The sequence below is a fragment of the Vibrio sp. SCSIO 43136 genome (assembly GCF_023716565.1).
In the GTDB taxonomy this organism is placed as follows: Bacteria; Pseudomonadota; Gammaproteobacteria; order Enterobacterales; family Vibrionaceae; genus Vibrio.
In genome coordinates, this window is record NZ_CP071849.1 from 1,099,915 (window position 1) to 1,112,985 (window position 13,071).

Sequence of the window (13,071 nt, forward strand, 5' to 3'; positions counted from 1 at the left end):
TAGACTATATCCCGCTGCCCACATCGGTGAGCATCTTCACTTTGAGTTGTTCTATCTCAACAATACTTCGAAGTTCATGTAGGCGATTTAACAGACGCTTATTGAGCGATACGCCCTGAGCAACCAAGCAGACACCATTTTTTGCACACAAATCTTGCATTAAGATCATGCCAGGCTCCAAATGATTAAGATCATTGATGGTGAGATAACTCATATTGTTAAGCTTTCTCTGAGGAGGTGGCTCTGGCTTCTCTTTTTTGACTTCTTTCTTCGCTGGGCGAGTCACCACATCTTCACTGATGCAATCAAAATCACTTTCAACGCTTTCATACTCGCTTTCATGGAACAACTCGGTGGTTTCATCAAGAGCTAATAAAACCTTAGTTCGTACATTATCCATGGTGATAGGTTTCACCAAAAACGCATTGATATCCAAGCTCATGCAAGAACGAATTACTTCGACATTAGAATAAGAAGTCACAGCAACAACGCGAGTTGAAGGGGCATTGGAGGTCTTGTTAGTGCGGATGTGTTTTAGCAGCTCTATGCCATTCATCTTAGGCATGTTGATGTCGGTGATCACCACATCAATAAATTCAGAGTTGAGAATTTTGACCGCTTCTTCTCCATCCCCAGCACTGAAAACTCTATCGAGGTCGAGCTTTTGTAGCATAGCGACGAGTGTGGTGCGTGAGAACGGGTGGTCTTCAACCACGAGCGCCCTGCACTTAGAGAAAGTATTTACATTGTCACAAACCATTATGCCGCTCCTTGAGAGATAATTGCTCGGGCTTCAAGCAGTTGACGAATTTGCTCTACGTGATGCTCTACTTGCTGGTATTTGTCTTCGATTGTTGTCCAAGATTCTTCCAATGCATGGTCTTGAAGCCATTTTAAGGTATCACCGAGAGGCTGAGCGCCTGCTGATAGTGCAGCACCTTTTGCAGCATGAGAAACCCCTTGTAGCGTCTCTCGTTCCTCACTATCGATTGCCGATTTGATGCTCACCATATCATCCATTAACGACTCCCAATACCCGGCCAATAATGGGCCTAAGAAATCGTCATCGTCTGTACCCAGGATTTCTCCTAAACGGTCAAAATCAATCGCCGGAATTTCGGGCTCATCCACTAAATTTTGTTCAACAAGTTCTATAGAGTCTAGTTGAGTATCTTGCTCTGCTTGCTCAATTGCACCAGATTTAGGGATCCATTTGGTAAGAATTTGTCTCAGCTTGTTAAGCTCAACAGGTTTAGACAGGTAATCATCCATACCTGCGTCATGACACACTTCAGCAGCACCTACCAAGGCGTTGGCGGTCAAAGCAAGAATTGGAGTATGACCTAATTTAGGATTCTGCGACTCTTCAGAACGGACACGGCTGGTGAACTCAAACCCATCCATCACTGGCATATGGCAATCACTTAATACCAAATCGATCCCACCCTTACGCCAGCGTTCAAGCGCTTGTTGGCCATTTTCCGTCAATACACATTGGTAACCTAAACGGGTCAACTGGCGCTCTATTACATCCCTATTGGTTGGTTGATCTTCCGCAACCAGGATCAGAGCATCACTCACTATGTTGTCATATTCTTTAGTGGAATCTTGCTGATCCCCTTCTTTGGTTGGTGCACTGGCGAGACCTTGAGTGGCTAGCATCGCAGTCATTAATTCGGAGGCTTTTAACGGATAACTGCCTATACGTAAGCAACGGTCGGTAATAAGTCCTTTGCTTAGCGATGGGTCCATCGTCATCAAAAGCATCTGGAGATTCGGATTCGAGGAAAGAGCCGAGATCTTTTCGCTATCACTAATATGATGCTCGGGTCCAAGCACAACCACATCGACAGAATCATTGTTATTAATCAGCTGCAGTGCTTTGTCTGCACAAGAAATGGGTTCAACAACAGCCTTGGCGCATTCAAGATTTTTCACTACTGAATGGCGCAGCAACTCATCGGCAATAATTGCTACCACGTTTAAGCCACTAAGTTGGGTGCGTTCGATAAGTGGTAAAGAATCTTCAACTGGCTCATAAGGTAACTCTACGGTGAAGGTTGTCCCTTGCCAGCGTTGACTCGTCACAAGGATATCTCCCCCCATCATCTCAACCAGAGATTTTGAAATCGAAAGGCCAAGCCCTGTACCGCCATATAAACGAGTCGTCGAGTCATCTCCTTGAGTAAAGGACTTAAATAGGCTCGCCAACTGCTCTTCGGTCATACCGATCCCGTTATCTTCAATAGCAATGGCTATCTTACTTTCACGCAGCGACACTTTAATCTGGATTGCGCCCATGGCATCGTCAGTGCCTTTAGAAAACTTCACTGCATTACCCACAATATTGAGCAATACCTGCCCTAGTCGCACACTATCGCTGGTAATCATTTGGGCAATATTTAAGTCGTAATGAAGATAGATACCAATGTGATTTTGTTTTGCCTGCCACCACAACACATCCATGGTTCTCTCGACGGTCGACAATAGATCGACTGGAGCATGCTCAAGCGACATCTGGCCAGCTTCAATTTTAGAGAAGTCGAGTATGTCATTGATAATGTTTAACAAGCTAAGCGCCGAATCTCGAATCGTCGTGGTCATGCTACGCTGCTCGGAATTGAGCGTGGTGTCGTTAAGTAAGTCAATCATACCGACAACACCGTTCATTGGCGTTCGGATCTCATGGCTCATATTAGCGAGGAACTTAGACTTGGCCTTGTTAGCCGCATCAGCGTCTTCTTTTTCGCGCTCGAGCAAGCTTTGAGCATTTTTCTCTTCAGTAATGTCGATAGTGATGCCACCCATACCGATAGGAACGCCACTTTTCTCGTCAAACACCACATCTGCTGAAGCTTTTAACCAACGAATCTCATCGTTAGGCCAGCGGATTCTAAATTCAGCAAAGAATCGAGTTAGGCTGTTGCGAGCTTCGTTAAGCGCCACTTCTGTTTGCTCAATATCATCTTCATGTACGCTGTTACGCCAGATACCATACGTTTCCTCTGATATGCCTTCTTCTTGGCGATAAATCTGGAACATGCGGTCATCCCACTCAAGTTCATTGTTGAGAAAATTCCAAGTCCAGATACCGATCCCGCCCGCTTCCGTGGCAAGGTTTAGGCGACGAAGTGATTGTTGCAAGTGTCGTTGGCTGTATTTGAGTTCAGATTCTGCGTGTTTTCGTTCGCTGATATCACGCAAGGTGACAAAGTAGTAACTTGAGTCAGAAATCTCGATCGGGGTAACCATGATTTCTAGTGGAATAAGTTTTCCATCCTTTGACACCCCAATCGTCTCTCGGATTCGCTCAGAAACATGCGATTCGCTATTTGCTCTAACATCGGCAAGGTAATCCGTTTGATCGACATTAAATTCCTGAGAAATTAAACACTCAAATACACTTCCAGCGATTTCTGCTTTATCCCAACCAAACAGTTTTTCTGCAGACATATTAATGTCGACAATGGCATGATCACTATCAACCAGCACCATGCCATCAATCGCCGCTTTAAAGAAAGCTTTCATTCGGCTTTCAGTACCTTCCAGTTTGCTGGTGGTGTTTTTCAGCACTTCTTCAAGCTTAGTGTTGGCCTCCAAAATCTCATTTTGTGCGCTTCTAAGTTCGGTGACGTCATTGTGGACCAATACATAGTGGGTCAGTTTGCCTTCACCACTAAATACAGGGCTGCAAACAAGGTTGAGATACTTTAATTGCTGACGTGCATCGAGCAAACTAATAGTAGTGTTAAGTGCTTTGGCTCGCTCTATGGCTTGATGGATCTCTTCTAATTGGATTTGATTGAGATCTTCGCTATACAACTCAGCTAAAGAGTGTTGCTGCATAACGAGAGCGCGCTTACCAACAAAGGACTGCATTGCTCGGTTAGCATAAATAATCGGCTGGCTCTCTTTAGCGACATCAATCATCACAATGCCAGCACTTGCAGCTTCAATTGCGCGAGATTGCACATCGAGTTGCTGTTGTAACATTAGGCTTTGCTTTATCAACATGCTGCGCTGAGAAATGCGCTCACGGCAAACATCCATTGAGGTGATCAGATCTTCCATCTCTAGAGGAAAATCGCTGATATCATACTCTTGGTCGAACTGATCCTTGGTCAACTGGTAGGTGAGTTTTTCGATATTACGGAAGGCATTGTGGTAACGACTAAATAACTTCCAAGCACCACCACCAACAACAGCGGTCGCAATTAAGGCCAAAATGAGCGGAGGCAATGGAATAACATCAGCCCCAGCGAAGTAAGCCAAGATCATGATAATCGCAACACTTAAGGTGAGAATCAGTGTGTTTTCACCGCGAATCCCCATAAGCTCCCTCTCTAGGGTGTGCTCTCGCTTTTCACCCTGCCAATGTCGTCATCTAAAATTGTCGCCAAACACATTGAAATATTTTTGTTGAAGTACTCAATGCTCTAACTATAAGTATTGATGCATATTTCGATATTGCCACCGTAAGGTAAGGATTAAATTAAAAAAATGAGGGCAGCCACTAGACTGCCCTCATCATCACTTAAAGAATTTCAAGCAGAGCTAACGATGCTTCAGTGAGATCCCGTTGTCATCAAACAGGTGCACTTTATCTGTTGATGCGGTCAGGAATATTTGATCACCTTTATTGCGGTTTACAATACCCGGTAACTTAGCCACGATAGCCTCTTCCTGCCCTTCAACTTGGATATGGAACAGGGTTACCTCGCCCAATGACTCAACAAACAGAACCTGCCCAGACAAAATTGCGTCCTGCTCACTTGCTAGAACAAAGTCTTCTGGTCTAACACCCATTTTCAGTGTTGCACCTTGCGCAAGGTCATGGCTGTTGATAGGCACATCCAAGCTTGCACCTTGTGGGCAAAGAATTTTACAGTTTTCACTACCAGCATTAGCGAGTGACACCTTAATGATATTCATCGCAGGAGAACCAATGAACCTCGCCACGAATTCATTAGCAGGATCAGTATAAAGCTCAAGCGGTGTGCCGACCTGTTCTATGCGCCCTGCTGACAATACGACGATGCGATCAGCTAACGTCATTGCCTCTACCTGATCATGAGTCACGTAGATCATGGTGGTTTCGGTCATACTCTCTTTTAAATTGGCAATTTCTATACGGGTTTGAACGCGTAACGCTGCATCTAGGTTGGATAGCGGTTCATCAAACAAAAACACCTTAGGGTGTCTCACTATCGCACGCCCAATCGCCACCCTTTGCCTTTGACCACCAGAAAGTGCTTTTGGCAACCGTCCCAAATATGGAGTTAATTGCAGCATCTCTGCAGCTTCGTTAACTCGACGGTCAATCTCCTCTTTAGATTCCTTGGCAATTCGCATCGCAAATGCCATGTTGTCATACACCGTCATATGTGGGTACAAAGCATAGGTCTGAAATACCATTGCGATACCGCGCATTGCAGCTGGAGTGTCGTTAACTCTGGCACCTTCAATACTAAGATCGCCCGATGTAATACTCTCAAGTCCCGCAATCATTCGCAGCAATGTAGATTTACCACAGCCCGATGGGCCAACAAATACGATGAATTCACCTTGGTCGATATCTAAATCAATGCCATGAAGAACTTCAGTCTCACCGTAGGACTTTTTAATATTTTTTAAGCTTAAACCAGTCATTGTTATTTTCTCACGGTTGACGATTATTTAACTGAGCCAGAAAGCAGGCCACGAACCAAATAGCGTTGTAATGCAAAGAACACTGCCAGTGGGACAGCGATAGAGACAAACGCTGATGCGGTCAAGATTTCCCAGTTACCCCCTCGAGAACCCAACAACTCACGTAAACGTCCTGTCAGCACTAGCTCATTTTCGCCGACGCCCAAGAATACGGTCGCTACCAATAAGTCATTCCAAACCCACAAGAATTGGAAGATGGCAAATGACGCCAAGGCAGGAAACGATAATGGCAGCACGATACGCATAAAGATCTCGTAGTGTGTTGCACCATCGACTTTAGCGGACTCAATAATCTCCCTTGGTAAACTAGAGATGTAATTTCTGAGCAGATAAATGGCAAGTGGCAAGCCAAAACCGGTATGGGCGAGCCAAATCCCCAGATAGGTCTTAGCACCTACACCGAAGTAAGCCCCAATATCGTTATAAAGCCGCAGCAGTGGAATAAGCGACATTTGCAGTGGAACCACCAACAAACCAACGATTAATGCAATCAAGGCTGTTCTTCCTGGTAGCTCCATCCAAGACAGAGCATATGCAGCAAAAGCAGCAATCAAGATAGGTATAATAGTCGCAGGAATAGTTACTGTTAACGAGTTGATAAAAGACTGCCCTAGCCCTTCAGCGGTTAACACTTCTCGATAGTTATCTAAGCCAAACTTAGGTGGAACGACAGCCGTATAAAATATTCGCTTGCCGCGTTTACCAGTGAACGGCTCAGGGGAAGACATCACGTACTGGCCACTATCTGATACGGTGAGCGTCACGCCTTTGCGCAATTGGGCCGTGTCATTAGGCATAAACTCCATTGGCGCACGAGAGCTCCATCCAAAAGCTTTCACTTGAACATCTTGCCCATTTTCTCCAAGTGACCCCTGTAGAACGTAACGATCGCCCTGCTGAACCTGAGTATCCGGGTTATCTGTTCGAGCAATCAAGTTTTGCTCGGACGCAGATAGGGACGTCCACCAGCCAGATACGGCCAGTTGGTCTTTGTCACGAAACGAGGAAATCAGCAAGCCTGCGGTCGGAAGCGTCCAAAGCACCACTAATATAAACACCGAAAGATGTACAACGATTGTGAGCGGTGAGCGGCGCAAGCTGCTTAAACCAAATTGAGCACCTTTTAACATCTAACGGCCCTCCATTTGTGCTTTCGCTTGTCGCATGTTCCAAACCATAACAGGAATAACCGCAACCATAATGATCACAGCAATTGCTGCACCACGGCCAAAATCACCGCCGCCTCGGAACATCCAATCAAACATCATATTTGCCAACACCTGCGTATTCCACTGACCATTGGTCATCGCTAACACGATATCGAAAACTTTAAGCACCAAAATCGTAATCGTGGTCCAAACTACCGCTATTGTGCCCCAAATCTGCGGGATCAAGATTTTAAAGAAAATTTGGACGCCACTTGCGCCATCGAGCACAGCGGCTTCTACGGTCTCCTCTGGAATACCTCTTAGCGCCGCAGACAAAATTACCATGGCAAACCCAGTTTGAATCCAGATTAAGATCACCATGAGGAAGAAGTTATTCCAAAAAGGAATCGCTATCCAAGCCTGAGGTGTGCCACCAAAATATTCAACAATGGCATTAAGCAGGCCAATCTGCTCCTGCCCTTCGGCTCGGTAGTCGTAGATAAACTTCCAAATAATCGAAGCACCAATAAACGAAATTGCCATCGGCATAAAAATCAAACTTTTTGCAATTCCCCCCCAACTGACTTTGTCGGTTAAGGCGGCGATAACCAAGCCAAAAAAGGTTGATGCTGCTGGCACAACCAACAACCAAAGCAGGTTGTTAAACAGTGATTCTTGGAACTCAGGATCGTTAAATAACCACTGGTAGTTAGAAAGCCCTACGTAGTTTTCACCGGTTCTGTCGTGCAATGAAAGTAAAAATGAATCAAAGACTGGATAGACCAAATAAAGCCCCAAAAACGCTAGCGCAGGGCCCAAAAATAACCAAGGACGAATCGCAGAGGCACGTTGTATATTGCGCGCCATCTTCTCATTCGATACCCCTCGAATTGGAAAAAGGATCAGCAGTAACCAATTACTGCCTAAGAAATAAAATGCACAGCCAAGAACGCCGAGCACCATAATAAAAAGTGAGTAATAGAGTTGTTCCATAACGACCTCAAAAATAACGACAAAGCCCAGCCTGATAACGTCAGACTGGACTTGAGGTACTAAAGATTACTTGAGCGCATCCCATGTTTTTTGGATGTCATTACCGACTTCTTGTGCCGATTTGCCGCCACTGTAATCCACCATGCCAGTCCAGAACGCACCGGCACCGATTTTGCCCGGCATCAGGTCAGAACCATCAAAACGGAATGTGGTAGCATCAAGTAAGATCTGCCCTTGTTTTTTCAACGTGTCGTTTGCATAAGCGTCCACATTGGCACCTTTGTGAGGCGTCAAGAAACCGGACTGAGCCATCCAAATTTCGTGGGAGATAGGCGATTGTAAGAACTCCATAAAGGCTTGAGTAGCTTTTGAATCTTTGGTGATACTCCACATGGTACCCGCACCAAGTACTGGTTTACCCAAATCTTTAGATTCATACGCTGGGAAGTAGAAGAAATCTGCATCTAAGCCTAGCTCGGTGCCCTCTGGGAAGAAACTAGGAATAAACGAAGCTTGTCGGTGCATGTAACACTTCGCAGGGGAAGAGAACAAGCCTTTCGGGCTATCACGGAAATCTGTTGCAGCAACAGCTCTCGCACCACCATCAACGTATGCATCATTTAGGAACCAACCGAATTCATCTATGGTGCTAACAACTTTAGGGTCATTAAACTTAAGCTCATTGGTCACCCACTTGTCGTAATCAGCTGGTGTTTGCGTACGAAGCATAAAATCTTCGACCCAATCCGTCGCTGGCCAACCCGTTGCGCCACCGCTACCAAGACCGATACACCAAGCCACTTCACCATCATCGGCGATTTGCTTCGTCAGCGCTTTCAGCTCTTCCATCGTTTCTGGTACATCGTAACCCGCATCTTCAAAGTTCTCTGGTACGTACCAAACCAGTGATTTCAAATCTACTTTGTAGAAGAAACCGAATAGCTGGTTTTTACCCGATTTATCGGCAAATGTACCTAAGTCGACCCAAGAAGACCCAGCAGCATAGTTTTGCTCAACCCAATCACCAAAATCATCGCTAAGTGGCGTTAAGAACCCTTTAGATGCAAGATCCGCCGCTAAGCCAGGCTGAGGGAAGATAGCGATGTTCGGGGCGCTACCCGCTTGAACATCAATCGCAATTTGCTGCTCAAATGAGTCAGAGCCTGCGTACTGAACATCAGCACCTGTCGCTTCTTCAAAATACGCAATCACGCTCTCTATCAAAGCCTTATCTGGACCAAGCCATGGCCCAAGAATGGTGATAGTTTCACCTTTCAAGTCGAGTTTCTGCAACTCTTCATAGCTTTGCCAATTAAAACGATTGTCTTTACCCGGGGCATACATCAAATCGGCAGCAAAAGCAGAAGTTGATGCAATAGATAGTGCTACCGCACTCGCTAGGAGGGAGGTTTTCATGATTAAACTCCATTTTTGTAGGGTACTTATAATTGTATCTGTCAGCGAAGGAGAACTGACTCAGCCGACCTCCCCAAAGAGAAATCGGTTTCCACTGATATTTACAGTAGACACAATTATAAAATTCGACCAACTAACAATCTCGCATTGTGTTTCAGATCAAATAGTTGAGCAAAAAACCAACGAATTGGTGACTCGTCTCAAACTTACACCCAGATATCATGATTGATTTTTCTGATTATGTTTTTGTCGTTCTAGAATCAAAGAACTTAAAGTTATGATCACCAAAACACACCAATTAGTAAATGGCTGAATTGGTGCCAAAAAGTTCTTTATTCTAGTTTTATTAACTAGCTCATAGCTTTCAACTAAAACTTATCACTACCACTGATAGCAGTTGAACACTCTAACCAGAGATATCTAGCGCTATCCATTCAGGAGCTCAATCAATGAAAAATGATGCCAGTTCTAACAAACTCGTCAAATGGTGGCATGACGCCGTTGTCTATCAGATTTATCCTCGTAGTTTTAATGATTCTAATGGGGATGGCATTGGTGATATTCCCGGAATTACTCAAAAGTTAGACCACATTGCAAAGCTAGGTGCCAATGTCATTTGGTTGAGTCCCGTTTATCAATCGCCAATGAATGACAATGGTTATGATATTTCCGATTACTACGCCATCGCTCCTGAGTTTGGCACCATGGAAGACATGGATGAGTTGATCGCTCAAGCGGACGCTCGAGGAATTAAAATAGTCATGGATTTGGTGGTTAACCATACCTCAGACCAACACCCATGGTTTATTGAATCCAAAAGCTCAAAAGATAACCCTAAGCGTGATTGGTACATTTGGAAAGATGCTAAGCCCAGTGGTGCTGAACCTAACAACTGGGAATCTTTCTTTACACCAAAAGCTTGGACTTGGGGTGATGAACGCAACCAATTCTACCTCCACCTATTTGCGCACGAACAACCGGATTTGAACTGGGCTAATCCAGAAGTGCGCCATGCCGTTTACGACATGATGCATTTTTGGCTGAAAAAAGGGCTCGGTGGATTTCGCATGGACGTAATCAATATGATTGGCAAACCAAGCGACTACCCCGACGCAACGATATTTGACCAAGGGGTTGCTGGCTGGGAACACTGGGCAAATTCTAGTTTATGTCATCAATATCTAAGAGAAATGCACGATCAAGTGCTGCAACACTACGACGTATTGACTGTCGGAGAAACACCATTTACCACCACACTTGATGGTCAGTATTATTCTCATCCGGATAGAAATGAGCTTTCGATGATCTTCCAATTCGAACACGTCAGCATCGACCGCGAAGAGCACAATGCGGTAAGAAAACCGTTCGATCTGGTAGAGTACAAGCGCATTATGTCGAAGTGGCAGCAGGCACTGCATGGTAAAGGCTGGAACAGTGTTTATTGGAGCAACCATGACCAACCTCGTCCAATTGGCCGCTATGCCGATGATAGTGAAGCCTATCGAGTCATCAGTGCCAAAATGCTCGGCACAGTATTACATTTGATGAGTGGTACGCCCTATATCTATCAGGGTGAAGAGCTGGGGATGACCAATACACACTTTAACTCAATCGATGAATTTAACGATTTGATGGCACACTTCCATTATCAAAAAATGATTGATAAGGGCATTAGCAAGCAAGATGCTATTGATTTCCTCAACGCATTTTCGCGAGATCACGCACGAGTGCCCATGCAATGGGACAATACACAACACGCAGGCTTCACCTCTGGTACACCATGGTTACCACTCAATCCAAACTATACCTATATCAATGCCAATCAGTGCCACCAAGACCATGACTCTGTTTACTATCACTACAAACAGTTAATTGAGCTAAGGAAAAGCAGAGAATATGGCGAGACTGTCGTTTATGGTGGGCATCGATTAATTGACGAAAAAGACAGTGATATTTACGCTTACCAAAGATTCAGCGACAACCAGACCTTAATGGTCATCGCTAACTTTAGCGGTGAGGTTCAAACACGAAGTTATCAAGGCGAGATTAAGAATGTCGTCATCAATAATTACCCACTACCAATCAAGTCATTGGACAACCTCACACTCGAACCCTATCAAGTCATCGTCGTAGAACTAGCATAATTGCCCCCCACCCTTGCCACCCGGTGGCAAGGCCATCTTTTCCCTTTTCCCTTTTACCCTTTTCCCTTTTACCCTTTTACCCTTTTACCCTTTTACCCTTTCACCCTTTCACCCATTTGTCCCTTCCCATCAAGTTTCTCCAATAACCCGCTTGTTATTTCATCATGCTTGTACAATACTAGACCGACTAATCAGTCGGTTTTGAGTTTATACTTACAAGGAGACTCTCATGGGCGCAGTACAACAAGACTTCACTATCGATAAAGAAATTGCACAGCTTCATACAGAATTTGAAAAACTGTCCTTGGCGTTCCAGCAAGAGCCTTATCCAAGCATTGAAAGCCGTGCAGCAAGAATTACGCAGCTCAAAGAGTCGATCATCGAACACAAACAAGCACTGGCTGATGCGCTTAGTGCTGACTACGGCTACCGTAGCCCTTTTGATACCCTGTTATCCGACATAGTGACCGTATGTGCTAACAGCCATTACACACTTAAAAACCTCAAAAAATGGACGAAACCACAACGACGTCACTCTGGCCTACTGTTGATGCCATCAAGCGTACATGTCTATCAGCAACCGCTTGGCATTGTGGGGATCATTACGCCTTGGAATTTTCCGGTAAACCTAAGCATGAATCCGACGATTACTGCGCTCGCAGCAGGAAATCGTGTGATGCTCAAGATGAGTGAATTCACTCCCAACACCAACCAAGTTTTACGACAGGTTTTAAAACCACTCGAAGACCATATCGTATTGATTGAGGGTGAAGCAGAAATCTCAAGTGCATTTAGTCGCCTTAAGTTTGATCATTTGTTCTTTACAGGCTCAACCGCCGTAGGTAAACACATCGCTCATGCAGCGACAGATAATCTAACCCCAATTACTCTAGAACTAGGTGGTAAATCTCCTACCATCATCGATAACAAAATCGACATGAAATCCGCCGTCGACGCAATCTTAACCGGTAAGTCAATTAACTCAGGTCAAATCTGTGTAGCGCCCGACTATGTATTCTTGCCTAAAGAGCGAGAACAAGAATTTATTAAGATGTACCGCGATAGATTCAACCACTTTTACGCTAGCCAAAAACAAGACAGTGGCTATGGTTGTATCATCGATCAGCGCCAGTACGACAGGCTACAAGGCTATTTGAGTGATGCTGTAGAAAAAGGAGCAAAGCTTCACCCAATGGAAGCGCCATCCACTGGTGAGAACTTTCTCCCGCCGACGCTAGTTACTGAAGTCGACGGCACAATGGAGATCATGCAGCATGAGATTTTCGGAAGCTTGCTGCCTATCATGACCTACGACAAAATAGAGCAGGTCTATGACTACATCAATAAAGGTGAGCGACCTCTAGCGCTCTACTTGATGAGTGATGACAAAGCACTGATTGAGAAAACACTGAAACAGACACACAGTGGTGGGGTTGCAATCAACGACACCCTGTTTCATGTCGCAGCGGATGACGCACCATTTGGTGGCATCGGACATTCTGGCATGGGCAGCTATCACGGCATTGAAGGCTTTAAAACCTTCTCTCATAGCAAAACTGTGTTAAAAAGTGCTTCATGGTTGCCACGCAGCGCCTTTTTATTGAAACATCGAGATCTAGCTGCCAAAGTGCTTGGCAAACTATTTGTACGTTAAGGGATAC

At 44.9% G+C, this 13,071-nt stretch carries 8 protein-coding genes; 2 read left to right on the plus strand and 6 right to left on the minus strand.

Going from position 1 to position 13,071, the window contains the following annotated elements; translation table 11 throughout:
• Positions 1 to 4: 4 nt before the first annotated feature.
• The 6 genes from J4N39_RS19855 to J4N39_RS19880 form a co-directional block, all read right to left on the minus strand.
• Entirely contained in the window at positions 5 to 760 is a 756-nt protein-coding gene (locus tag J4N39_RS19855; RefSeq protein ID WP_252024137.1) for a response regulator, read from the minus strand.
• Positions 760 to 4,332 carry a PAS domain-containing hybrid sensor histidine kinase/response regulator gene (locus J4N39_RS19860; RefSeq protein ID WP_252024139.1) on the minus strand — a complete coding sequence of 1,191 codons (3,573 nt, stop codon included), beginning with the start codon at positions 4,330 to 4,332 and terminating at the stop codon, positions 760 to 762. Before J4N39_RS19860 ends, J4N39_RS19855 begins: the two co-directional genes overlap by 1 nt.
• A gap of 222 nt (positions 4,333 to 4,554) precedes the next feature.
• On the minus strand, positions 4,555 to 5,649 hold the full coding sequence (locus J4N39_RS19865; protein ID WP_252024141.1) for an ABC transporter ATP-binding protein: 1,095 nt from the start codon (positions 5,647 to 5,649) through the stop codon (positions 4,555 to 4,557).
• A gap of 23 nt (positions 5,650 to 5,672) precedes the next feature.
• Positions 5,673 to 6,839 (minus strand): carbohydrate ABC transporter permease, encoded by a 1,167-nt coding sequence (locus J4N39_RS19870; protein WP_252024143.1) that lies wholly within the window; start codon positions 6,837 to 6,839, stop codon positions 5,673 to 5,675.
• Positions 6,840 to 7,850: a carbohydrate ABC transporter permease gene (locus J4N39_RS19875; protein WP_252024145.1), complete on the minus strand. Its 1,011-nt coding sequence runs from the start codon at positions 7,848 to 7,850 to the stop codon at positions 6,840 to 6,842. It abuts the gene before it with no gap.
• A gap of 66 nt (positions 7,851 to 7,916) precedes the next feature.
• Complete coding sequence (locus tag J4N39_RS19880; RefSeq protein ID WP_252024147.1) at positions 7,917 to 9,266, minus strand: ABC transporter substrate-binding protein; 1,350 nt, start codon at positions 9,264 to 9,266, stop codon at positions 7,917 to 7,919.
• 449 nt (positions 9,267 to 9,715) lie between these two features.
• Between J4N39_RS19880 and J4N39_RS19885 the strand changes: the two genes are divergently transcribed.
• Both J4N39_RS19885 and J4N39_RS19890 read left to right on the plus strand, forming a co-directional pair.
• A complete protein-coding gene (locus J4N39_RS19885) occupies positions 9,716 to 11,410 on the plus strand; it encodes a glycoside hydrolase family 13 protein (RefSeq protein WP_252024149.1) in 1,695 nt (564 codons plus the stop codon).
• A 229-nt stretch (positions 11,411 to 11,639) separates the two neighbouring features.
• Positions 11,640 to 13,064: a coniferyl aldehyde dehydrogenase gene (locus tag J4N39_RS19890; RefSeq protein WP_252024151.1), complete on the plus strand. Its 1,425-nt coding sequence runs from the start codon at positions 11,640 to 11,642 to the stop codon at positions 13,062 to 13,064.
• The last annotated feature ends 7 nt before the right edge of the window (positions 13,065 to 13,071 follow it).